Origin of the sequence: Pedobacter hiemivivus (assembly GCF_005144565.1) — a bacterium.
Classification (GTDB): Bacteria; Bacteroidota; Bacteroidia; order Sphingobacteriales; family Sphingobacteriaceae; genus Pedobacter; species Pedobacter hiemivivus.
In genome coordinates this window covers 842,984-868,974 of record NZ_SWDX01000001.1, presented here as the reverse complement: position 1 = coordinate 868,974, position 25,991 = coordinate 842,984, and the positions used below count along the sequence as shown (strand labels likewise).

The window sequence follows — 25,991 nt, the reverse complement described above, 5'->3', positions numbered from 1 at the left end:
TTACACAATAGATAAGTGTTCGTAAATCAGTTTTTCTACATAAGCACGTATGGCCATCGGTTTAATATGAGTCAAAACATCTGCTGCATAAGCCTGTAAAAGCAATACTTCGGCTTTCTCTTTAGGGATTCCTCTTGCTCTTAAATAAAACAATGCTTCTTCATCAAGCTGCCCTACGGTACAACCGTGTGAACATTTCACGTCATCAGCAAAAATTTCAAGCTGTGGTTTGGTATTTATCGTTGCATTATCTGATAACAGAATGTTTTTATTGGATTGAAAAGAATTGGTTTTCTGCGCATTAGGCTGCACCATAATCTTACCATTAAATACAGCAGTCGAGAAATCATCAGCAATGCCTTTATACAATTGATTACTAAAACAATTTGGTTGTCTATTGTCAATCATGGTATGGTTATCTGCGTGTGTTTTACCTTTTAACAAGTAAAGACCATATAAATGAGTTTCATTACCATCAGCATCAAGTACAAGATTCATGTTATTACGCACCACCCCCCCATTTAAGGTTACAGTTACCGTATGAACGTAACTACGCCCAATCTGCGTAATGTGGGTGGTGCTTACCTGACTGGCATTGCTTGCATCATTTTGTATTTTATAATACTCTACATAAGCATTTTGGTCAACTACCACCTCTAAAACCCCATTGCAAAAACTATCAGACACCCCTAAGGTTACATAAGTCTCGGTTAATTGCAACCTGCTGTTTTTATCAATATAGATTAACCCACGGGGCTGTGCCATCACAGGATGAGCTCTGCCATCCAAAATATGATATATATATAACGGATGCTGAGGTGTTTTCCCTTTATGGACATACACAAAGACACCTTCCTCAATAAAAGCGCCATTCAATGCATGAACCCCATCCTTCATGTATTCACTACTTTTATTTAAATAGCGAGCCACTAAATCCTTGTATTCACCTTTTGCGGCATCCTTTAATGATAAAACAATCAACTCGTCATCAGTAGAAAGAAAATTAGAAAGGGCAGCATCAAAGCGACCATTCACAAATACCAACTCGTTGGCTTTATGATGTCCCGGCATACGCAAAGCTTCCAAATCGGCAAGCGAAACGGTATGCCCAGCCTGCTCAAAGCTTTGATCAAACAGGTTGCCGATACTGGTGTATTTCCAATCCTCCGTACGATAGGTAGGCAGACCGGTCTTACTAAAGCTATCAAAGCTATTTTTTCGAACTCCAGCAATACCATCATCAGCACTTACTTGCTGTAAGTGTTCGAACCGGTCGTTTAAATAAGTTAAATCAATCATTGTCTATTGCTTTAAAACCTGCCGTTAAGCATTTAAATCAACTCCTTCAGTAATAAAATCGTAGCCCTTTTCTTCTAATTCCAGCGCTAGTTCTTTAGTTCCCGATTTCACAATTCGTCCATTGTACAACACATGAACATAATCAGGCTGGATATAATCCAATAAACGCTGATAGTGGGTGATCACCAACACCGCCCTTTCCGGACTATGCAGTTTATTGATACCATTGGCTACAATACGTAGGGCATCGATATCCAAACCAGAATCCGTTTCATCAAGTATGGCCAGTTTGGGCTCCAGCATGGCCATCTGAAAAATCTCGTTACGTTTCTTTTCACCACCCGAAAAGCCTTCATTGATAGAACGACTCAATAACGACTGGTCAATTTCTACCAACTTCATTTTCTCTTTCATAATCTTTAAAAAAGAAACTGAGTCAAGAGGCTCCAATCCATGATACTTCCTTTTCTCATTTACGGCAGCTTTAATAAAATTAGTGGTGCTTACTCCCGGTATTTCAACAGGGTATTGAAAAGCTAGAAATAGCCCTTCACGAGCCCTATCTTCAGGCGAAAGCTCCAATAGATTTTTATCTAGAAAGCTTACTTCACCCGCCGTCACTTCATATTGTTCTCTACCTGCTAAAACCGAAGCCAGTGTACTTTTACCAGAACCATTTGGCCCCATAATGGCATGTACTTCTCCGGCTTTAATTTCCAGGTTAATCCCTTTTAATATCTCTTTACCTTCTACGTTTGCGTGTATATTTTTAATTGACAACATATGCTTATAATTATCGGTTTACCCTACACTACCTTCCATACTAATGGTCAGCAGTTTTTGTGCTTCTATGGCAAACTCCATAGGTAGCTGGTTCATTACTTCTTTAGCAAATCCATTTACAATCAGTGCAACTGCGGCTTCTGGATCAATACCTCTTTGTCTGCAATAAAAAAGCTGATCTTCACCAATTTTTGAGGTTGTAGCCTCATGCTCCACAATTGCAGTTTTGTTTTTTACTTCTATATAAGGGAAAGTATGCGCACCACATTTATCGCCAAGTAATAAAGAGTCACATTGCGAATAATTACGCGCATTGATTGCCTGCTTACTGGCCCTTACCAAGCCACGATAACTATTCTGACTATGACCTGCAGAAATACCTTTAGCTACAATCCTACTCCTGGTATTTTTTCCAAGATGCATCATTTTAGTACCCGTATCAGCCTGTTGGTGGTTGTTAGTAAAAGCTACAGAATAAAACTCCCCAATAGAATAATCGCCTTTTAAAATTACGCTAGGGTATTTCCAGGTGATGGCCGATCCAGTTTCGACCTGGGTCCAGGAGATTTTTGAATGGTCGCCCTTACATATCCCCCTTTTAGTAACGAAATTATAAATACCACCTTTCCCCTCTTTGTCGCCCGGGTACCAGTTCTGAACCGTTGAGTATTTAATTTCAGCCTTCTCCATAGCAATCAATTCCACCACCGCTGCGTGCAACTGATTTTCATCGCGCATTGGCGCAGTACAGCCTTCAAGGTAACTCACATAGCTTTCATCTTCGGCTACGATTAGCGTACGCTCAAACTGACCTGCATTTTCTGTATTGATACGGAAGTAGGTGGATAGTTCCATTGGACAGCGTACCCCCTTAGGAATATAGCAAAAAGACCCATCGGTGAATACTGCTGAGTTTAAAGCTGCAAAATAATTATCAGTCATTGGTACGATCGAACCCAGATACTTTTTCACCAATTCCGGATGCAACTGTATCGCCTCGCTAATAGAACAAAAGATAACACCTATCTCCGCCAGTTGCTCCTTAAAAGAAGTAGCGATAGAAACACTATCCATCACCACATCTACAGCAACACCACTTAAACGCTTTTGCTCGCTTAAAGAAATACCCAGCTTTTCAAAAGTGCTCAACAACTCTGGATCTACTTCATCCAAACTGTTTAATTGCTTTTTCGGCTTTGGAGCTGCGTAATAAATGATATCCTGATAATCAATAGTTGGATATTTAATATTTGCCCATTCAGGCTCTACCATTGTTAGCCAATAGGCATAGGCTTTTAGTCGCCACTCGAGCATCCATTCCGGTTCATTCTTTTTATGGGAAATTAGCCGGATGACATCCTCATTAAGGCCTTTGGCAATCGTGTCGGTATCTATGTCTGTTACAAATCCGTATTTATAATCATTTGATACGGCTTGCTCCAGGGGATCTTGGTTCTCTTTCATATTCAAATATTTTTTGAAACGTTAGACTATACCCCAAAGATACCCCCTTTTGCTTGTTTATACAAAATAGTATAAACAGAGAAATGTAAGATTTGTGATTGCTTTAAAGCTACAACCTTATGCCAAGCCCCAATTCAAAATCACCATTCGTATACCCGCTAAAAGCATTAGGCACAGAAGAGTAGATACCAGATAGACTTAAGGTCTTATATTTTATCCCGAAACCGAATGTGGCATTTTCAGAACTGTGGTACAGGCCAAAGACATTAAACCTATCCTGAGCAAAAGTGACATTCATCCCCGTATCCACAACACCATCGGCTTCTTTAATTCCACGATAACCAACCTTAGGCTCCAGACCAATATCCCCATATTCTTTACCCATATTGAACTTATAACTGAGGGCTGTAAAAAAAGTAGCGTAATTGACCTGATTCCCTTTATCCTTATTCATAAAGTTATTAAGGTTAAGAATTGCTCCCTGAGCGGTTATGCCATGACCGGTATAAGCGACACCAAAATCGCCATCTACAACAGCACCACGCTCGTTAAAACGACCTACATTTACATCAGTAGCATCACCTTTTATTAAACTCTCATCAGCTTTTTCGTTCAATACCCCAACAGAAAGTCCGAAATGCAACTTATACTTCTCATTCAGCTTTAAGTGATAGGCGTAACTCCCCAAGACCCTTGTCCGTCTTAACAGGCCAGCCTTTTCATTATATACATTAAGCCCAATCGCTGCTTTATCAAAGCCGTACGTCCCTGTTAAAGCCTGCTCTGTCAACGCACCTGGCACAGAATTGAGTTGTTTACGATAACTTAAATCAAGGGCTAGCCCTCCTTCTAAACCAGCCATAGCGGGATTAATTAAATATTGGTTCTGATAAAAAGTTGCAGCCAGCGGCTTGAGTTGAGCATTTGCATGAAGCATAAATACAAATGAGAACAGAACGATGAATGAGCTCTTTTTTTTCATATTAATTAGCATGAATTTAAAATCTATTTATTTCTGATGATAGTAATGAAGCCTTTAATCTTCGTTTCCGACGTACCTGTACTTAACATATAATAGTAGGTGCCTTCATTCAAGAGATTTCCATTCCACATTCCATCCCATTCATTATCGTAGCCCTTTTTAGCATAAACCAATCTCCCGGCCTTATCAAATACGCTGACCTCATTATTCGGATACATTTTAATATTTTGTATGATCCATCTGTCGTTTACCCCATCTCCATCTGGAGTGAGCAGATTGGCGGCGTCCATAGGGTAAAGTTTTTCAACAGGCTGCTCAGGCTTTGGCTCCTCAGGTTTTGGTTTTTCGTCGTATACAACTTCATAGGCAAATGATACAGCCGAAGGCCCTACAAATTTCGGATCGAGCGCACTGATAAAAATCGGGCTATTGCCTTTGTATTCATCTGCGCCAATATCTTTGGCCCCTGTCCTCGGTTGTCTTTCAAAATCAACGGAAACCTCATTAAAATCTCCCTTTGCAGCGTCTATAGCCGGACTCCACTGATCGAGTCTTAAAACCTTGTAGGCCAAATGATCTGCGCAAGCCCCATTTAAGTCTTTGCATTTGGGCTGTACCAACTTAGGATCGATGTTCCTGATCTGATCTGGGGTAGCACTGATTCCAATCGAGGACAAACCTGTTGGATACATAATATTGTTGGTAAAACTTAGCCCTGCAAGCGCAGCAGTACTAAATGATTTTACAATAGGAGCTGTATTATCGACAACAATGTTATTTGAAATGGAGCAGTTTATCGGATATTTAGGATACTTACCATTGTTATCAAACCCAATCTCAATATTCGATTTGTTGTTAACAAATGTGTTAAAGGCTACAGTGATATCCTCTGGCAAGTAATGATCTGAAAGACTACTGGAACTATTTGTCACATCCCCATTCGTTAAGGTAATTGCTGCATCCCACTTTGAGCCCGTAAGTCCCTGAAAATAGTTATTAAGAATTTTATGGCCTTTCCCATAAGCCCTAACCCCACCACAGCCAATGGTATTGCTGGCCCCAGATTCAGGATCGGTATACACTGCAGTCTTACCCTCACCAAAGAAATAATTTCCTTCGGCAATAGTACCAGTCCCCTGGCGCAGACATAGCGTCCCAAGGCAGCGCTGAAAAGTATTGAACCTTACCGTATTATCGCATGATTTTATCGATACGATTTCAGGATCTCCATCACAATCCTGAAAAAGATTGTATTCTATCACTGTAAATCCACTGCTTTTAGACAATGGGCTTACGCCCACTCTAATGCTTTCTTTCTCATTGGCAGCCCTTGGGCCATTATTTTTAAACACATTATAACTAATGGTATCATGCTGTGACTGTTGATTATAATTTCCATCCAGCACGATATACTTACCGGATTGCGTTTTACCATCAAAGCTGTTATGATCAATCAGATTGTGACCAGAGCGCAACGGCAGCGGACTGGCAAAAGTATCACCTATATAGATCCAGTTACATGAGCTGGTTTCTTTAATTTCAAAAGTATTTCCGGTGATCCGTACCCTACTGCAGTTCTGTATTTTAATCCCTGTACCTATTGAAGCACTTTGAAAAGAAAAGCCTTTAATGGTCACATACTTTAAACTCTCAAGAGTTAATGCCGTATTGCCATTAAAAATAGCCTTACCCGGATTTTTTGCTATAATCATGATAGGTTTAGCCGGACAACCAGAACGTGTTATCGTTAAAGCACTAAGGTTGTAACTCCCATCTTCCACTTCAATGACATCCCCCGGATTCATAGCACTCAAAGCAGTTTTAAATTCGGCAACAGTGGTTACAAGTCTTTTAATTGCGGGGGTCGTAATTTCGCTGATATTAGCGCCAATCGTTAAGTTTCCGCTCACTGTGATTGATTTCGATAATTCATTTCCTGTAAGTCCACCTGTCCATCCGTTGAACTGAGAACAGGCATCATAAACGATGGTAGCGGTTAGCTTTGTCTCTTTATAATACTTGTTGTCCGTTGCTGCAGGCGACAAGGTGATTTGCCCATTTACAGGTTGATTTATACTGATCACATATTGTGGTGGTGGATTCCCGAGATCAACCCCAGTAATTGCACCAATGGTCATATTTCCGGTTACTGCAAAACTTTTCACCAGCTCTGTACCGCTAAGACCCCCTGTCCAACCACTATTCTTATATCCTTGTGGTAGTGTGAGCGTAGCTGTAACCTGCTGGCCCAGCTCATAAGATGTAGCTGCAGGACTCAAGGTAATCGTTCCATAATCGGGCTGACTAAGTGTAATGGTTCTTGAGGTGGCAGATGCGCCAAAGGAGATGTCATGTATTGGATTTGTCCCAATGTACATCTGATCTATAAAAAATTCAGAACTGGCAACCTGAGTATCCGAAGTATGATTAAAACGAAGGGAGTGAAATTGTTTAACACCTGCTATGCGGGCTCCACTCGCCGTAGGCGTATAACTTTCCCTGATGTTAAATTCAGCATCAACAAGCACCCCGTTGATGGCCACCTTATATTTTTCTGTAGCTAAATCAACTTTAACGCTGATCCTAACCCAGTCTTTGCTGGTCCATACCCCAATATTAACTGCGGCGGAGCCGTTATAGGCTTTTATTTTATTGTCAGTACCAAACTCAATTACAAATATCCGTTTAGCACTGTTCCCAAACAGATCATAGGCATTGATAGCGATTCCTTTTGTTGCAAATGAAACCGGATTTAACCAAACATCTGTATAAATATGTCCTGTTAAACCCGCCACAACGCCCGAGTAAGGAATAAAATCCACCAACAAAGCAGCGTTACTTGCATTCATATTCACAGACTGAGAACCGGCTTTAACAGCATTAGTTGCAGAGACGACCGCATTTCCAGCCTTTACTTTCCAATTGTTCTGATCATTTAGGTTTCCTGAAACATACCCATCTATGGTTTCAAACGAAGTTTGCAATGCTACCTGGGCTTTAGTTTTATCAACTACAACTAGCCCCAGTATTATGCAAAGGCATAATGCTAGTCTATTCATACAGTTTGGTTTTAAAATACGGGGTGGTTAAACCTCATACTTTTTATTTGGTCAGTGGCTACATTTGGTTCACCAATAATTGGTTTACCAATTATTGGTGAACCAAATGTAATCAATAAAATGACTCTTCAAACTGGATTTACAATTATTTTTATACTTTTTTAACAGCGATCCGCCAAAGGAATATAGCCGATATAATAATTAGTCCCCCGACGGTCATCACTGTTGCCGAAAAATCCTTCGCAACATAACCGAGGATACCAATGCCCACACCAACCACTCCCATAGAAAGTGCTATCACTTTTATTCCGAACTTATTTTGCTTTGCCGCGTCCGCATGCACAATCGGATCTATTGGCTTTACCGCTGTAACAAGTTTTTCCTTTTCCATCTCTACCGCTTTTGCAGAAACCATGCCTTTGGCGGCATAATATATTTCGAAGCATAAAAGAATAGCTATAGGAATCCCCATTCCCATACATGTTTCCATAGTACGATCAAGCTTTAATCCCCATATTCCCGGGGCGATCACCTTGAAAAACAGGTTGATCAGCAAGGATAAAACTGTTGCTGTAACTACTGACAATCCCCTTTGCCGCCGCGAAAAAAGTGTCCAGATGATTGGGGCGAATAATGCCCCACCTGCGATAGATGCTGTGCTTAAAACAACCTCAACAATTCCTCCAGCGCTTGGGATCCAAATCGCCACTACTATAGTTAATGCACCAAAAAGTAAGGTAAAAAACCTGGCCATCCAGATCACTTCCACTTCTGAAGCATTCGGCCGCAATAAGTTTTTATAAATATCCTGCGCAAAAACTGTAGCGGCCATGTTAATTGTGGTATTGGCCTTACTTGAAGTTGCTGAAACCATACCTGCGAGTACAAGTCCGATTAATCCCGCCGGCATTACCCGCTGTATGAGCATCATATAAGCATCTTCTGTTTCCAAACCCTGAAGATTAGGATTGATCACCCGATAAATCATAGGTGGAATCATCCAGATAAAAGGGCTGATAAAGTAGAGTATTGTAAAAATACCGGCTACTTTTTTAGATTCTTTTTGACTGGAGACACTGGTATAACGTTGTACATAGGACCAGTTTCCGCCGATATAAAAGGTTTGATAAACCACAAAAGCCAACATAAAGCCGAAAGTATAGTCCTCGTTAAAGGGCTCAAAGAAATGTGGCGGAGCTTTAACAATCAGATTTGCGGGACCACCAATTTGAGCAAAGGCGATTGGAATTACGATAAGTACCGCAGCTGTTAAAATCACGAACTGCACTACATCTGTAACTAAAACAGCCCACAAACCACCTGCAGCTGTATAAACGACAATGATTAAGCCGATCACAATGATACAGGTTTCCAGAGAATAAGGTGTGGCCACATGTACCATTTTTCCCACCGGATATAATACTGCCGCAGTTGTAAAAAGACTTAGCAGCAATGTCATATAGGTATAGAACTGCTTTTCGCCAGCTCCAAAACGCTTACCAATGTATTCAGCAGCGGTTGCCACCCCTGTTTTTTTCCACTTTGCGGCAATAAACAAGGTTACAATTAACCCACTAATAGCCATCGTTAACTGTATGGCATTGGCAACCAAACCATGTTTATAGGCTATAGATCCCCAAACCACAAAGGTCCCGGCAGAAAAGTAACTGATAAACAAAGACAATCCGTTTATCCACCAGGGAGTTTCCCCTCCGGCCTCAAAAAATGCTTGTCCACTTTTACTGCCGACCCTAGTAAAGGTTAGCCCTATGCAAAATATAAGTAAGGCAAAAACTGCCATTACAACGAAGTCTAATTGTCCCATTTAGTTTTGTAGAGTTAATTATTTTAATAACAGCGTACTGAGAATAAGGCCGCTGGGACATCTGCCGATGGATGTACCAGAGATATCGCAAGGCTTTTAGTATTTACCGGCTGGTCCAGTTCAATTATATTCCTTGTTTGATAATTATCAGTTTTGCTGAAAATAACTTTCCCCTCTCCATCCTTAATCACATAATCTCTTACACAAAATGGCATTACATGCTCCGGATGTCCCATTAATACAGACTCCATTGGATGATCATAATCTGTATCGAACAAAATCTCTATTCTTTTTATCGTTTTGGTTTCCTTCCAGTCAATGGTTATTGTTGGATTTTCATCGTTCCAATCTGCTACCCAAGCATTCGTAGCCGCGGCAGGCCTATCAATCCCATTTGTAATATTTGAAGCTTGAAAAGCATCAATACCAGGCTCATATTTAAAAGCAACATTCTGCCCCTCAGGTCTGCGCTTAGGACACCAGAATTCAAACTCATCCACACCTATATCCGCAGGTGGTGTTTGTTTTCCAAAATTAGATACAGCCTTGTTGATCGAATTGAATACCGACAAAATTCCGGTCACTCTTTTATTAGAAAAATGCAATTTGATTTTCGGGTTTTTCATGAAAGTGACAAACGCATATGCTTCATCTTTCATCTCTACATCAAACTGCAGGCGTAATTCGTTGCGTCCTGCGTTCACAGGCAGAATGATTTTATCCAATATTATTTCAGGGGTATGATTGGTACTTTTCTCACTTACCCTAAACTGTACTTCCAGTTCTGTTGCCTCCTCACTTTCCGCATGAAAGCTGAATGTTCCACATTTCCCCTTCTTTAGTGGTATCATTTGCGCGATAGAAAATTCCAGTGGCTTTAGCAGTCCGGCTTCCGGGAGTTCATCCAACAGCAGCTCTGATGAGGCCGTAACTACAGCAGTACCAACAAGGTCCTCAGGATCGTCCAACACTACATTAGGAATGTGATGCCCGGTACGAAGCAAGGCGGTCTGTAATTCAGTAATAAAACCCTGATGGTAAACATCAGCAGGTAGAATCTTCCTATCCTTACAAATTTTTGCCGCCATAGCTACCGCCTGCGCAGCATGTGCGGCAGTGGCCATAACCCTGGTAGAACCAAATGCGACATGTGTTGCACTAATGATCCTGCCTGCAAGAAAAAGATTTTTAATATTACGGCTATACAAAGAACGGTAAGGAATCTGATAAATACCTTTGCCATGCCATTGGTTACAACCAGGTTTTTCACTAAACACCCCATCGGCAGGATGCAGATCAATGCTCCAGCCACCAAAAGCTACAGCATCATCGTGCAAGTGCTGTTGAACAACGTCTTGTTGTTTAATCATATATTCACCTTCAAAACGGCGGCTTTCTCTTTTCCCCGGGATGGTACCGATCCATTCCAATGTTAAATTCTCGGCTTCAGGAAAATTGCCTGAGTTTTTTATATAATTCCATGCCCCATAGGCCACCTTCCACAGTTCCCACTTAATTTTCTCCGTATCGTGCACAGTATCCAATCTGCCGCCATATTCAAGCCACCAAAGTTTACAACCGTATTCTTTAGCGTTAAAATTTCTAAACCTGGGCACTTTTGTAATGTCATCCAGCGCGTACGATGGTGCTACAAATTTCACTGGCTTACCAGTGTCTTTGCTATAAAAATATAGACTATGCCCGAGTAGCTCACCATATTCCTTTGTCGGTGCAAACAGTTCTCCAAATTCCTCCTTGCTTTCGGCACCCATCCTAAATGCTGCCCCCGCCAAAAAAGCGACGATACCATCGCCGGAGGCATCGCAAAACAGTGGCGCTGTGATGATATATTCTGTAGAATTCTGACTGCAAAATGCCTTTAAACTGCTTATTTCATCCGCTGATGATTTTTCAACATCATAGACAGCAGTATTTAAAAGCAGGGTAATATTAGGCTCAGCAACGACTTTATCTAACAAAACCATATCAAATATCAAAGGGTTGCCTTCTGGATTTCTGTACACATTCTCAACCATGAGCTCATCTACCACCCCTCCCTCTCTTGCCCAACGATTGTTATTCCCCATGTGAGATGTTGCACCCAACATCCATAAGCGCACTTCACTACTTGCGTTTCCGCCAAGCACTGGTCGGTCCTGGACCAAAACAACTTTTAATCCTTCTCTCGCAGCAGTAATCGCAGCACATGTTCCAGAAACACCTCCACCAATTACCGCAAGATCCACCTGCAATCCGGCCGATTGTAAAACCCGCTTTTCGCCTCCTTGACTAATTATCATAAACTATATTTTGTATTATTTCTTACCTTCTGTAATACCCTTCCAAGTGTCTGTTCTAAATGGCGACAATGGCAAGCCCTCCTGATTAAAGACATTAGCACCGTTACTTTCTACCGGACTACCTGTCCAGGCATATCTGACAGCGACCGGTTTTATTTTCCAGAGCCAGACAACAATTTCATCTCCATCAATCTTTGCGTTTGCCCATACAAATTTTTTATCGGCACCCGCAATTGCGAAGCCTTTGGGAACCGTACCATTTTTAGTAATCAATCCCTTTTTTGAATTACTGAATTTGATGCGGATGCTGTCACCGCTTAATTTCATCGATTGGTACAATGGAGAAGTATTGAGTTTATTTTCGCCATACACTGTTTTCATGGTCTGAATTGCCAATCGTTTACCAACCACCTGCTTATTAAGCGGATGGATATCGTATGGATCACCAACATCAATGGTAACGGCCATGCCTGTATTGTTCAATGAAAGGGCTTCCGTCTGCGCCTCCCTTAGTTCCGCCCAGAAATGATCGACTGGCTCGCTTGTAATTGGGCCATAACCCGACAGCTGGGTAAAAATAAAAGGTAGATCTCCTTGATCAAATTGCTTTCTCCAATCATTGATCAGGAGTGGAAAAAGTGTTTTATATTGAAAAGCCTTACCTGCATTATTCTCTCCCTGATACCACAAGAAGCCTTTTACCGGCAATTTTTCAAGTGGAGCGATCATACCATTGTATAATGCCGAAGGCAACGAAGCTACATTGATCAAGCCCTTTGGCTGTTCTGGATAGTCTGTCGCAGGTAAACCCAGGGCATATTTCCATTCACCTGCCAGTGGTATAGTCGTTGGTGAGGCTGACTCAACCATTTGCTCTAACCTAATAACAGCTGCGTCTTTAGCTTCAAATCCCGCAGGTCTATCAAATGTTTCTAACCTGATGGTGATGATATTTTCACCTTTAAGTATCATTTCTTTTGGAATACGGTATACCCTTTTTCCGCCAGCCCCAGCAACTCTGCCTACTTCTGTTCCGTTAAAATAGGTAATGTCACGTTCATTCAGTTTTTCCATGATCAGCGTAAGATCCTGACCGTTCATTGATGGAGGAACTGTAATGTGCTTACGTAGCCATATACTTCCTTTATAGTTAGCAGGCCCCTGTTCATCAAGCGTTCCTGGCACAACGAATGTTTTCCAATTTGCATCACTGTATTCATTCTTATTCCATTTCTCGATATAACCTTTGTCCTTTTCCAACAGTTTTTTCGCATATGGGAAACTGCTGTTCATGTACATCTGTTTTTGGATTACGTCTATGGTAGCTCCATTTTTATAGCTCAGCAACAGGCTGTCTGCTTTAACTTTAAAATCAGGATGCGTAACTAGCGCGGCATTACTGATCCAGGATTCAGCAGGTGTACCGCCCCAGGATGTATGAATGATACCTATAGGCACCTGATAACGTTCATTCAATGATCTTGCGAAGAAATAGGCTACTGCCGAAAACTCCCAGGCATTCTCTGTGCTACAGGTTTTCCAGCTTGCATTTTTTGTTTCTTCTAAAGGAAAAGAACTTGCATGCTTAGGGACAGTGAAGAATCGAATTCCCTCATGATTGGCTTTGCGCAATTCATACGGCGCATTGAGCGTACGTCGTAATACCCATTCCATATTAGATTGGCCTGAACAAATCCAAACGTCACCTATCAGAATATTCTTCCAAGTAAATAAACTATCAGACACTACTTTTAGTTTATATGGGCCGCCCGCCTCCATAGCCGCGAATGAAATTTCCCATTTACCGTCATCATTGGTATTGACCTTTTGCTTTTTTCCGGCAAACTCTAGCTCAAAAGATGTTTTTTTATTGGCTGTACCAAAAAACTTAATTGGTTTATTCCTTTGCAGAACCATGTTCTCACTAAATAAGTTCGATAACCTCACAATTCCGCCCCCTTTTGAGAAGGATGCTATACAAACAAATGCGATTAGCAATGCGAAGACCTTGGTATACTTCAAAATCATATCTATGTTGTTCTTTATTTAAAATGCTTGCCTTAGGACTACAAAACCACCTGGTTTTATCAATTCTATCTGTCTAACTTTATCAAGGGATGAAATGTCCAGACTCAGTTCCTGTGATTCACCAGGTTTTAAGGTTTTAAGCTGTACACTTTTATCACCTACTTTTACCTGGTAGCCTTTTAAGACGTAAGAAGGGAAATCTGCCCGGGCTTTTATATTTATGGTTAGTTTTCCAGCTTTAGCGCTTAACACAGTTATCAATGCAGGTGAAAATTCTCCTTGCAAGAACCTGTAACTGTCTCGTGGCTCACGTTCTGGTGTAACAACTCCCCAAGACCTGTAGCCATCGGCGTTTGACAAAGGGAAACGGCTCAGATAGTCATTGAAGGCCCAAATGGATGCCCCAACCACATAATCTTTATTTCTAAATGCTGCTATAGCCTTCTTCAGATGATCAATGCGGTCTTTTTCCGTCTTATTTGGTGTGCTCATCATCCCGAATTCACTAATGTAAACTGGTTTTGACGGATATAGCTCATGAATCCGCGACACCCATTTATCATGGTTCGCATAAACATTGGCACTTATAAAATCAACATATTGTGACGCCTCGTCTTCCGGCTTCTTTATATAATCCCTGAAAACAATATTGGTAGCGAATGTAATCAACCTGGTAGCATCAAGCTCCTTTATAAATTTACTCATGTCCCTTACCCATGCTTGTCCCTCTGGTTTGTGTGAGTAAAACTCATTTCCTAAAGAATAAGCAATTACCGATGGGTGGTTCCAATCCCGCTCCACCATCTCTCTCATTTGCGACTGAAATTTCCTTCGCATCATCGTATCAGCCATTTGCGAAGACGCCAGTTGCCAGTTCCCCGCTTCAGTGATGATGAGCATTCCATGTTTATCCGCCCAATCAAGCAAGTCGTTAGATACCGCATGATGACCAATTCTGGAAAGTTCCATTCCTGCCGATTTCATCAGTACAAGATCTTTCTTTAGTATGCTGTCGGGATCTATAGAACCATAACCGGGATAATCCGCAGGCCTGTTTCCACCTGCCATCCTTATAGGCTCTCCGTTCAGAAGAAACTTCGCGTTTTTTATTTCAATCTTCCTGATCCCAAAATTATGGCTTAACGTATCCTTACCAGTAAACGCCTTCAAGGTATACAAGTATGGATGATCCTGGTTCCAAAGCTTTACCTGCCCCGCATTCATATTGCCATTAACAACTACTTCTTTTGAAGCATTTGCGGGAATGCTAATTTTAAACGGCTTAAATAATGATAAAAATTTACCAGATTCATCCTGAACATGAATAGTCAATGTTACTGTAGTCGCAAAAGCAGATGTGTTTTTAATAAACCCAGTAACGCCAATATTAGCGGTACCTTTTTTCAAATCCGGATCGGTATGAATTTTAACATGACTCAGGTAAACCTCAGGCCGGATCTTCAGTTCAACAGGCTTAGTGATCCCACCGTAATTCATCCAGGGATAAACCTGGGCAGCACTCGCGTTATAATTTGAATCGACAGCCCTTGCTCCGGGAATAGTTGTCCTGTCCCAGGAATTGTCGACCATCACAGACAATACATTCTTTTCTTTTAGCACAGAAGTAACATCCAGCTCAAAAGGAGTATAACCGCCTTCATGCGAACCTACTTTCTTGCCATTTAACCATATCTCACATTTGTAAAATACAGCATCAAACTTTATAAAGGCCTTATTACCAGATTGGACTGGCTTGGTGTCAAACTTATTAAAATACCATGCTGTGCCGGTATAAAAGAAATACCTTTTATCAACAGAAAAAGAATGTGGAACGATAACCTTATCTAACTTACTGTCCGGAAAAGCTGGATCTGTCCAACCCTCACTTAGGCCAATCTTTAAAGGGTCTAGCGCAAAAGACCATCCACCCGAAAGCGATTGGGCATTTAGCTGTGCGTAACCCACTGAAGAGAATGCGAAAAGTAAAACAAAAAGAATACGCAGTTTAGATATCATACTATATATTTTTACTTAAAAGGCCTAATTTCAATAACCACCCCAGCGTTAGGACCAATAACTATCTTTTTGAAATCAATACGACTAATGGTTGATTCCGTTTTCAAAAACCCGTCACCAACCCTGGCATCTGTAATTGTAGTTTCCTTATACTTTTTAGATTTGGTTAAGAAATATGGCTTTAAGTTAATCTCTTTTTTCTCTGTTGTCCCGTTAATTGCCACGATATACCATTTATCGCCCTTTCTCTTTGCAAATGCGGCAACCTCAGCTATTGAACTACCAGGTAATACAATGGTTTCATCCCATGTTACCGGCAATGTTTTTAGCAGGGGTATAATAGGTTTAAATTTATCGTCGGCCAGTAACTTTATGGGATTCTCCGCCAGACATTGAAAAGGTGAATTTAACAGATAAAATAAGGCAAGCTGGTGTGTATTTGTGGTATTGGCTTTATTGTAAAACAGGCCGGGCGTATAATCACCATGGCCAAGAACAAGCCTTGTAAAAGGAAGCGCTGCATTATGCCATGCCGGAATTGGCTCATTCATGATATTCAGTTCCATCCCCCTGATCCCTTCCCTGGTCATTTCATTGGGATAAGTCTTACTCTCCCCTGTCGGGGGATGGCATCCATGAAAGTTGACCATTAACTTTCTCTTGGCACAAGCTTTTAAAAATCCAATTTCAAAATCAACCAACTCTTTAGCTTCGCTGTCCATAAAATCCGTCTTGATCCCAACAGCGCCTGTGTTTTTAACGCTATCTAAAAACCGGTCTCTTGTAGTAGCATCTCTAAGTCCTTTAGAATTTTTCCATACCCATACGCCAACGTTCTTTGTCCCCGCAAATGTGCAGATATCTCTCAGCTGCGTCCATTTATCGGCCCATTTAGTTTCCCAACCTTCATCTAATAAAGTATATTCAAAATTCAATTCGGCGGCAGCGGTTATAAATTTCATTTCTTCCTCCGGCTCCATATAGTTAGCGGTTCTGGTTATCCAGCTCCATACAGACCTGCCAGGTTTGATGTATTTTGTATCCGCATATAAATGAGGATCAGGCTCCGGATTCAGATCATTGATCATCGTATTGTTAACCAGATCATTCAAATTGCTTGCGTATAGTAAAACCCGCCATGGTGTGGTGATATCCCCTGAAACGCTGAATCCTCCAGTTTCTGTAAAATCAGCTTGCAAAGTCCTATTTCCTAAAGCTTTAAAGCGCATTCCGCTGTAATTATATAAAGCAGCTTCTGTAAGCATTGCGTACTTTTTCCCAGGTAGCTCAAACAACAAAGGCTTACCTTGCACAGGACCTTGATTTGAGATTATAGGCAAACTATCTATAGGAGTTTGGATCCAAAGTCCCGCATAACTCTTCAATTTCCAGCTGTTCTTTCTTTCAAAAAACCATACACGAGATTCAGGAAGTCTAAAACAAGTCAGCTCTTTCATCACCCGCTGATCAGCTGTTCCTGTAAAAATATATCTGAAGGCAGCACCTTCATTTGAAAGACGGAATTCAATTGTATAACTGCGTGACGCTTCAAATACAGAAAAGCTATAAAAATTATACCCTTTGCGTTTATCGCCACTTTTAGAATAAATGGTACCTTTTTTTAATCCGTTTAAACTTGTGATCTTGGTTCCGTAAGCTACCCCGTCAATTACGATTCCCATTTCTGATTGATCGATTACCGGCTTGCCATCCGCTTTTATGCTATAAAACAAGCGACCATCTTTAGGAAAGAGCTCGGCAGAGATATTACCTGAGGGACTGCGCATAGGCAGGTTTATCCCCCTTGTTAAGGCAAATGTATTTGTGGTAAGAATGATCAGAAAAAATTTAAGAAATAGGGCTGCTCTTTTCAATACTGAAGTTTTAAATCCGGTTTACGGGTATAATTTATAATTGGTTATCTCAAATATAGTATTCGGCTGAACAAGGCACGAAGTTTCAAAAGAGTAAAACATTTGGGAGCGTTCCCAATATTAGGGAACATTCCCAATCCAATTTCCCGTTACAACAATTATATATTATATTTAAAAATAAACCAATTTACCCTATCAAAACGATAGCTAGTTATGAAAAAGCACCAGGTTACCATTATCGACATTGCAAAGGAACTAAACCTATCAAAGTCAACGGTTTCAAGAGTTTTAACAGGGCATGCAAATGTTAGTGTCAAAACCAGGGAGGCAGTGTTAGAACTTGCGGAAAAACTGGATTATCAGAAAAATATGCTGGCCATCGGTCTCATCAGCAAAAAAACCAATACGATAGGTATTATCGTTCCTGAATTTTCAAGCTCTTATTTCCCTCAGATCGTTATCGCCGCGCAGGAGGTTGCCACACAGGCCGGTTACAATACTGTTTTCAGTCAATCCAATGAAACTTATGAAACCGAAGTTGCGAACACAAAAGTGATGCTTGCCAATCAGGTTGATGGCATACTCATTTCCATCACCAGAGAAACAAGGAATTATGATCATTTAAAAGTATTTGAAAGAAAAGGCATTCCCATTGTCTTTTTTAATCGTGTATGCGATGAGATGAAAGTCCCGAAAGTAATTGTTGATGATTTTGAAGGGGCCTTTAACGCAGTAGATTACCTGATTAAGAGTGGAAGGAAAAGAATCGCCCATCTGGCCGGTCCAGTCTCATTAAAGATAAGCGCAAATAGACTGGAGGGCTATAAATCGGCCTTAAGGAAAAACAACATGGTGATTGATGAAGAACTGATCATCTCTTATAATCTAGAAGTATCAAAAGTTAAGATTTACATCAATCATCTTTTAAGTTTAGAAAATCCTCCTGATGCAATTTTTGCAGTAAACGATCCAACGGCAATAGAGGCCATTCAGATCATAAAGAAAAAAGGGTTGAGAATTCCGGAAGACATTGCGATCATTGGCTTTAGTAATGATTATGCTTCCGATTTAATTGCCCCCTCATTAACGACTGTCGCCCAACCTATATCGGAGATTGGCAGTACTGCAGCTCAGTTATTAATAGAACAGATCAACAGAGATGTAAGTGAATGGAAGGCGGTAACGAAGGTACTGAAGACAGAGTTGATCATCAGAAATTCAAGCTAAGGGTATTCGTCATCCTGAATTTATTTCAGGACCTCGCACCTGCCATTCAAAACCTGCTCAAGAGGGGTCCTGAAATAAATTCAGGATGACGACGAGCAGAAAAAGAGCTTCAAAAGATTAATCTTTTGAAGCTCTTTTTGTAACTGATTAATTTATTCCTTTGTTCGCATCTAATTCCGTTTTTGGTATTGGCCATAGATATCCTTTTGAAGCATCAAAGGGCGTACGCGCCAATGCTGTTGTGATCTCATAAACGATGCCAGTAGATGCAAACCGGGTTAATTTTGCCGGGTTAAACCCCTTTAGATCTTTGTAAGTATCGGTTCCTATTCCCCAACGCATAATGTCAAAGATCCTTAAACCTTCAAATGCAAACTCTACTCTTCTTTCATGCCTGATGACATTTCTTAAAGCTTCAGGAGAAAGCGCTGTTCCTTCTGCGGTCTCAACTTTTGGCATCATCACACTGGTACGCTGTCTAACTTGGTTAATTAAAGAATAGACATAGGTCTGATCATAGCCACCTTTTTCAACTAAAGCTTCAGCTTCCATCAGTAGTACGTCAGCATATCTGATGATAATTGGGTTCACTCCCGAAATACCTGAAACATTGTAATTAGTATATTCCACATATTTCCTTACCCTGAAACTGGTAAGATTCGCCGCTTTTTTATCTGTAGGATAAAATACGCCTGGAGCTTTTGTGGTCGCATTATAGGAATCAATTGTGTAAGGAACCACTATTGAAAAATGCATTCTTGGATCGCGATTCTGAAACCTATTGTCGTACCCACCATTAAGGACGTAAGTAGATGGAGCAACCAGGTCCGATGTTCTTACTGCCGGGTTGTAAAGCGTGTTAGCAGAATTTGTAATCGATAGTCCATTGGTAGAGTAGTATTGTTCGTACAGATCATGAGAAACCTGATAACCGGAGAAGAGATAGAACCTATCGTACCAGGAGTTAGATAAACCTTGCGGCAACGCATTAGTCTGGAACTGCATATCAAAAATAGTTTCCAGGTTACCCGCTTCCCCTTCAGGCAGGAACATCGTTTTATAATCCGGCATGATCTTATAATAATTCAAAGCTTTAACCTTAACGCAGTAAGCCGCCGCTTCTTCATATCTTTTATTGTAAAGCAATACACGCGCTTTGATCGCTAGTGCGGCTCCCTTTGTAGCTCTTCCTTTTTCAGAAGCAGCATAAGAAACAGGCAGCAGTGCAGCTGCATCTTCCAGATCTTTAAGCACTAGCTCAACAATATCTGCGTTTGAGCTTAAGGGTTTATTAGCATCTTCAAGCCCCTCCGGTTTCAGGCGCATCGGTACACCTCCGAAAAAGAAGGACAGATCGGAATAGGCCAGCGCACGTAAAAACGTTGCTTCTCCCTTATATTGTTTATAAGTAGCTTCGGGTAACTTCACATTGTCTATGTAAGCCAAAACCGTGTTAGCTCTTAAAATCACCTTATAATCTCTCGACCATTTATTTACAATGTAGCTGGTTTCATTGTTGTACGTCCTGTTCCACATGTCCCTATAGTCAGGAAAATAGCCATTATCAACAATAAAGTCTGTATAGATCGGTTCATTTTTATCGGAGACGTATGCTCTGTAAATTCCGTTCACCGCTTCCTTGATGTCATTTTCTGTCTTAAAATTATCAGGTGCGAGAAAATCAATAGGCTTGCGGTCCAGAAACTCCTTGGTACAGCTTAAAAACAAACAAGCCATGCAACTTAAAAGTATATATTTTATGGTTCTCATATCTTTTACAATTATGGTTTAAAAATTAAGGTTAACACCTAAAGAATAAGTGGCGACCTGAGGATGAAAAGCTGCAGTAACATTTGTAGAACGTCTTTCCGGATCAAAGCCTTCCGGGAAGTCCGAAATCAGGAACAAGTTTTCTGCATTGAAAAATATCCTGCACCTGCTCACATCAAATTTCTTGGTAAACGAGCTTTTTAAGGTGTATGATAATTGCACACTTTTTAGTCTGAAATAAGAAGCATTGTAAATGTTGTAGCTTGTGATTAGTGCATCACGCCCCTTGTCTACATATATCCTTTGATACTTATCAGAAGGATTATCAAATGTCCAGCGGTCAGTAACCATACTTGTCAGCAACGGCCCAGTAGTGTTAAAGTATGGAGCGATCAGGTTACCATTCATATAGGCATCCGTACGCCCTGTACCCTGTCCAATCACATTTAAACCAAAGTTTTTATAAGATACGTTTGCAGTAAATGAATATTGAAATTTAGGAATGGGATTACCTATAAGCGTTTTGTCGTCCGCATTAATTACACCATCGTTTTTAACATCACTTATTTTTATGTCTCCAGGAGCCGGACTAGTCATTACGCCAGACACGTTAGGCATCCCTGGTTTTAAGACATATGTTCGGTTTTCATGCGGCACAGCAGGATCGCTGCTGTTTTGCCAGGTAAAATCAGAGACCTGATAAATTCCATCCACCTTATACCCATAAAATGAAGAGAACGGTTCTCCAACAACACTCCTGTTGGTAGTGCTATGGTCTACATAAGACAGACCACCAAGCGACGTTAGTTTATTGGTAATGTAACTGGCATTTACGGTAAAGCCGTAGTTAATTTTATCCGCCTTTACCGGGGCATTATAACCAATACTCATCTCTACCCCTTTATTTACCATGTTCCCGATATTTTGGTAAGGGAGTACCGAAACACCTAATGAAGGAGGAATAGTTACCCGGGCAAGAATGTCATATGTTTTCTTATTGAAATAATCAAAAGTAATGTTCCATCTGTTCCACAATATCATATCGAGTCCCGCGTCAAATTGCTCAGTAGTTTCCCATCTAGTATCTTTATTCGCAAGAATTATGGTTCCTCTACCCGGTACAATGGCATTTCCGAATGCATAATATTCTGAACCGCTCATTTGATCAGCAAACGCATACTGTGTAAAGATGTTTTGATTGCCTAACCTACCCCATGAGCCCCTTAGTTTCAAGTAAACATCTTTCTTAAGCCCTTTAAAAAATTGTTCTTCGCTTATTCTCCATCCCCCGGAAATTGATGGGAAATTGCCCCATTTCCTACCATCAGCAAAACGGGAAGAACCATCCCTTCTCATATTCAGTTCTAACAAATATTTCCCGGCATAGGAGTAATTGACACGACCGAAAAAAGAAGCTGTAGCCGTTTCATTTGCTGCACTGCTTAAAAATGGAGAGGTTGGATCACCATAATTGAATATTGGCTGGTTTGAAGAAAGGTTTTTAACACTTCCGGCATCATAACTATAAATCATCTCTAGCCGTTCATGCGCTGCCAGGAACTTAAAATCGTGTTTATTCTTTTTTAGCGCATATTCTAAAGTAGCTAAAAATGTATTCAGGTCGCTTTGAGAATTCCTTTTTTCAAGACTCGATTCCCTCAGGTTAATAGCCGTTTCTTCATAGGTACCAGAAGTATAAAACCTTGGTGTAAAATTGACATAGTCTGTTTTTAATTTATTATTACCCAACAAAATCTTTCCGATCAGCCCTTTAACAGGCTCGATCTCTACACTTGCCCTTGAATTAAGGCTGTTCAGTTTGTTTTCTATTCCCCCGCCTAAATTCATCGCACCTAAAAATCTTCCCGGATAACTATATAAATTGGGATCACCAGTAAGTGTGTCTATAGATTGAATGAATGCTGTTGGTAGAGAGCCTGAAATTTCCGCCAAAGCCGTACTTGTTGGTGAAATCAATTCCTTTCCTTTTTCAGAATAACCTACCAGGCCCAAATTGATCCGTACTTTATTTTTAACAAAGCTGCCATTTAGATTACTGTTGTAGGATAGCCTTTTTGATGATGTACCGGTCAATATTCCATCCTGATCTTTGTATCCAACGGAATTAGAGAATTTATAATTTTTTTCCCCTCCCCTTAAGCTTAGGTAATGGTTTTGCATATAGGCCTTTTTATAATATACATCGTACCAGTTGGTATTTGGAAAATTGGGATCAGTCTGATTTTTAAAAAGCTCCAGCTGGCTTGCGTTATAAATCGGGGCTAATGCAACATTTGCCCTTGCTTCATTCAATAAAGAAGCATAGGTATAAGAATCTACCGTATTGGGCAGTCGCGTTGCATTTACCATAGAACCAGTCACATTATATTCCACCTGTAACCCTTTGCCTATAACCCCTTTTTTGGTTTCAATAATGATTACACCAGCGGAAGCCCTTGAACCGTAAATGGCTGCAGAAGCCGCATCTTTTAACACAGAAACCGACTCAATATCATTAGGGTTAACATCATTGATATTTCCCTGAACGCCATTAATGATCACCAATGGGTCGTTGTTGTTATCAATTGAAGAAACACCTCTGATTCTGATTTCGGAATTGTCATCGCCTGGCCTTCCTGAATTTTGAACAATGGTTACACCGGAAATCTTTCCCTGCAAAATCTGATCTGCAGATGTCAGCGCCCTCCCCTCTACTTCCTTTACAGAAACAGAACTTACTGCACCTGTTAAATTGGCTTTAGTTTGGGTTCCATAACCAACAGCAATAACTTCCTCCAGCTGAGTGACACTTTCCTTTAAAGTTACATTAATAACACTTTTGCCGGTTACACTAATGGTCTGGCTGGTATAAGAGAGGTAAGAAAACGTTAATGTTTTTACAACTTCAGGTATCTGCAAACTATAATTCCCATCCTTGTTGGTCATAGCCGTTACATTAGTATTACCGTTCGCCTTCACTATCACTCCTGGTAAAGGCATACTCTGGTCATCAAGCACTTTCCCTGAAATTGTTTTCAGTTGCGCATATATACTGATGCTGATAAATGAAATAAAAATTGTTAATAGTAGTTTTCTCATATTGATTTGTATTTGGTTTAATACCACTCCCAGTTAAAAAATGGCCTAATTGCAGTCTATGTTTGGTACTTATCTTACATCCCTTCCAAGGTTTTGACCGGTAATTTTAGCGAGTCAAGTTGATCAATGAACTTTTTCTTTCTTAATTTATAAGCTGCGTCGGACATTTCATAACACCTTAAATAATCAAAAAATACTGCACCTGACGCTGTAGCATCCGGTTTTTTCGCTATACAGCTTAACCATAGGTATAAGTCGTGTTTCGCAAGTTTTCGGACATCTACAGTTTTGAGTAATTTCCCATTAAAATAATAATTGAGGTAATCCGGGGTATACTCAAAACCAAAAACCTGATAACCAGCGGTTAGATCATAATTTACGGTAACATAATCCCTGTTGGCATTTTTTTTAATGGGCCACCATTGTATTGCTCCATAAGTAAAATAATTATTCGCATATTCCGCATAATGCTCGAAGCAATCAATCTCCAGCCTATCCATATTTTTATAAGCCGGATTTTTGTCGTCAAAGCCACTCATCCAGGATGTCCAGAAGGCTTCATGCCAACCATATCCACCATCCAATTTAACCCTGGTTTCATAATAGCCGTATTTTTTTGGTCTTTTTGTGATGATGCCGCCGCCGGTATAAGATTGATTTTTATACGTTTCTTTTTTCAAATTGATCATTACCTTTCCATCTTCCAATGTTACATTTTCCGATCTCTGATAGCTTGTGCCGCTAACGCCGACACGATATTTCCACATTGTAGTATCAAGGGATGTCGCATTGAATTCGTCTGACCAGCTAAGCTTATAACCAACTGGCGCCTGTGCATTAACTTGAATTTGAAAAACAAGCAGACATACTATTGTATAAAAGGGACGCATTTCCCTTAAAGGTAATAGTAAATATTCTTTCATCAGTTTATAATTTGGTTATCTAAATTTGCCCATTTTAATTCGTCACAACCTCAGCTGGCTCATTAAATAAATCTTGGGAATGTTCCCAATTAATGGGAACATTCCCAAGAAACGCAGTATTTTTGATTTTAGAATAAAAGAGTAAACTTATTGGAAGAAAATGTTTTGGAGGGAATAGAAATAAAAACGGGAAGTCCGTCTTTTAGAACGAACTTCCCGTTGAGTACTCAGAGCGGGAATCGAACCCGCACGACTTTTAAGGTCACAGGATTTTAAGTCCTGCGTGTCTACCAGTTCCACCATCTGAGCATTTTCCCAATATCCGTGGGGAAATATCTTTTAAAATAAAAGCCCTCTTTGAAGAAGGCTTTAGAGCGAAAGACGAGATTCGAACTCGCGACCCCGACCTTGGCAAGGTCGTGCTCTACCAACTGAGCTACTTTCGCATTGGTATTGTTTTGCTACATCTATTAAATGCAGTCTTTTGTACTCAGAGCGGGAATCGAACCCGCACGACTTTTAAGGTCACAGGATTTTAAGTCCTGCGTGTCTACCAGTTCCACCATCTGAGCATAATCGTTATCAACTTACATCGATAGGATTAATTTTATAAATATCTTCCTGGTATTGAAAATATTTAGAGCGAAAGACGAGATTCGAACTCGCGACCCCGACCTTGGCAAGGTCGTGCTCTACCAACTGAGCTACTTTCGCATTGATTGACATCATCCGACGTCTTCCCTTTTAGAGCTAGATAATTACTTATCTTGTTTCCGTTTGGGATTGCAAATATAAAGACTTTTATTTTACCTCCAAGTTATTTTTAATAAAAAAAACACCTTCTAAACTAACTCACTGGCCTTCAATACATCAATTATCAAATCTTTTTCAAATCCTTTGCTCATGAGGTAGCTAATCAGTTTATACTTCCGTTTAAAAGCATCATTTTCTTTAATCAAAGGAGCTTTTTTCTGCGCAGTAACTAAAATTGTATTCAAATAATCATCGTAATCAATTGTGTTCAGCGCCCGAGAAATCATTTTATCTGGTATCCTTTTTAGTTTTAAGCCCTGCTTTATTTTAATCTTCCCCCAACGCTTTATCTTGAACTTGCCAGAAACATACGCTTCAGTGAAGCGCTCTTCGTTCAAAAAATTAGTCTGTATAAGCTCCGAGATCAACTCTTCAACGTCATCCGACCATAAACCCCACTCATATAACTTATCGCGAATCTCCTGCTGTGCACGCTCCTGATAAGCACAATAATGCTCAGCCTTTGCCAGGGCGGTCTTCTTATCCAGTTTAATCTGTTTTTTTTCTTGCCCGTCGTCCATCATGCTTT

15 protein-coding genes and 4 tRNA genes are annotated in these 25,991 nt (G+C 40.4%); 1 reads left to right on the top strand and 18 read right to left on the bottom strand.

Annotation, left to right across the window (positions count from 1 at the left end; genetic code table 11):
- From sufD to FBD94_RS03285, 10 genes are all read right to left on the bottom strand, one after another.
- Entirely contained in the window at positions 1 to 1,299 is a 1,299-nt protein-coding gene (sufD, locus tag FBD94_RS03330; protein ID WP_136879052.1) for a Fe-S cluster assembly protein SufD, read from the bottom strand.
- Positions 1,300 to 1,323: 24 nt separating this feature from the next.
- A complete protein-coding gene (gene sufC / locus FBD94_RS03325) occupies positions 1,324 to 2,082 on the bottom strand; it encodes a Fe-S cluster assembly ATPase SufC (protein ID WP_131609696.1) in 759 nt (252 codons plus the stop codon).
- Positions 2,083 to 2,100: 18 nt separating this feature from the next.
- Positions 2,101 to 3,546 carry a Fe-S cluster assembly protein SufB gene (gene sufB / locus FBD94_RS03320; RefSeq protein WP_136879051.1) on the bottom strand — a complete coding sequence of 482 codons (1,446 nt, stop codon included), beginning with the start codon at positions 3,544 to 3,546 and terminating at the stop codon, positions 2,101 to 2,103.
- A gap of 109 nt (positions 3,547 to 3,655) precedes the next feature.
- Positions 3,656 to 4,528 (bottom strand): PorP/SprF family type IX secretion system membrane protein, encoded by an 873-nt coding sequence (locus FBD94_RS03315; protein WP_169472199.1) that lies wholly within the window; start codon positions 4,526 to 4,528, stop codon positions 3,656 to 3,658.
- Positions 4,529 to 4,551: 23 nt separating this feature from the next.
- Positions 4,552 to 7,587 (bottom strand): chondroitinase-B domain-containing protein, encoded by a 3,036-nt coding sequence (locus tag FBD94_RS03310; RefSeq protein ID WP_136879049.1) that lies wholly within the window; start codon positions 7,585 to 7,587, stop codon positions 4,552 to 4,554.
- Between the two features lie 151 nt (positions 7,588 to 7,738).
- Positions 7,739 to 9,412: a sodium:solute symporter family protein gene (locus FBD94_RS03305; protein WP_235884357.1), complete on the bottom strand. Its 1,674-nt coding sequence runs from the start codon at positions 9,410 to 9,412 to the stop codon at positions 7,739 to 7,741.
- A 23-nt stretch (positions 9,413 to 9,435) separates the two neighbouring features.
- Positions 9,436 to 11,712, bottom strand: a complete 2,277-nt coding sequence (locus FBD94_RS03300) for an FAD-dependent oxidoreductase (RefSeq protein ID WP_136879048.1) — start codon at positions 11,710 to 11,712, stop codon at positions 9,436 to 9,438.
- 15 nt (positions 11,713 to 11,727) lie between these two features.
- Positions 11,728 to 13,740: a sialate O-acetylesterase gene (locus tag FBD94_RS03295; protein ID WP_136879047.1), complete on the bottom strand. Its 2,013-nt coding sequence runs from the start codon at positions 13,738 to 13,740 to the stop codon at positions 11,728 to 11,730.
- A gap of 18 nt (positions 13,741 to 13,758) precedes the next feature.
- Positions 13,759 to 15,756, bottom strand: a complete 1,998-nt coding sequence (locus FBD94_RS03290) for a glycoside hydrolase family 2 protein (RefSeq protein ID WP_136879046.1) — start codon at positions 15,754 to 15,756, stop codon at positions 13,759 to 13,761.
- A gap of 11 nt (positions 15,757 to 15,767) precedes the next feature.
- Positions 15,768 to 17,630 (bottom strand): glycoside hydrolase family 97 protein, encoded by a 1,863-nt coding sequence (locus tag FBD94_RS03285; RefSeq protein WP_136879045.1) that lies wholly within the window; start codon positions 17,628 to 17,630, stop codon positions 15,768 to 15,770.
- A 213-nt stretch (positions 17,631 to 17,843) separates the two neighbouring features.
- Here FBD94_RS03285 and FBD94_RS03280 point away from each other — a divergent pair, with 213 nt between their 5' ends.
- Positions 17,844 to 18,857 (top strand): LacI family DNA-binding transcriptional regulator, encoded by a 1,014-nt coding sequence (locus FBD94_RS03280; protein WP_136879044.1) that lies wholly within the window; start codon positions 17,844 to 17,846, stop codon positions 18,855 to 18,857.
- Between the two features lie 147 nt (positions 18,858 to 19,004).
- On the opposite strand, the gene FBD94_RS03275 is transcribed toward FBD94_RS03280, so the two are convergent.
- From FBD94_RS03275 to FBD94_RS03240, 8 genes are all read right to left on the bottom strand, one after another.
- Entirely contained in the window at positions 19,005 to 20,627 is a 1,623-nt protein-coding gene (locus FBD94_RS03275; RefSeq protein ID WP_131609678.1) for a RagB/SusD family nutrient uptake outer membrane protein, read from the bottom strand.
- Positions 20,628 to 20,645: 18 nt separating this feature from the next.
- Positions 20,646 to 23,726 carry a SusC/RagA family TonB-linked outer membrane protein gene (locus tag FBD94_RS03270; RefSeq protein WP_136879043.1) on the bottom strand — a complete coding sequence of 1,027 codons (3,081 nt, stop codon included), beginning with the start codon at positions 23,724 to 23,726 and terminating at the stop codon, positions 20,646 to 20,648.
- A 74-nt stretch (positions 23,727 to 23,800) separates the two neighbouring features.
- On the bottom strand, positions 23,801 to 24,649 hold the full coding sequence (locus FBD94_RS03265; protein ID WP_136879042.1) for a glycoside hydrolase family 16 protein: 849 nt from the start codon (positions 24,647 to 24,649) through the stop codon (positions 23,801 to 23,803).
- Positions 24,650 to 24,873: 224 nt separating this feature from the next.
- A tRNA-Leu gene (locus FBD94_RS03260) sits at positions 24,874 to 24,958 on the bottom strand.
- Positions 24,959 to 25,022: 64 nt separating this feature from the next.
- Positions 25,023 to 25,095, bottom strand: a tRNA-Gly gene (locus tag FBD94_RS03255).
- Positions 25,096 to 25,136: 41 nt separating this feature from the next.
- Positions 25,137 to 25,221 (bottom strand) — tRNA-Leu (locus FBD94_RS03250).
- A gap of 69 nt (positions 25,222 to 25,290) precedes the next feature.
- A tRNA-Gly gene (locus FBD94_RS03245) sits at positions 25,291 to 25,363 on the bottom strand.
- A gap of 128 nt (positions 25,364 to 25,491) precedes the next feature.
- Complete coding sequence (locus FBD94_RS03240; RefSeq protein WP_131609797.1) at positions 25,492 to 25,983, bottom strand: regulatory protein RecX; 492 nt, start codon at positions 25,981 to 25,983, stop codon at positions 25,492 to 25,494.
- Positions 25,984 to 25,991: the final 8 nt, after the last annotated feature.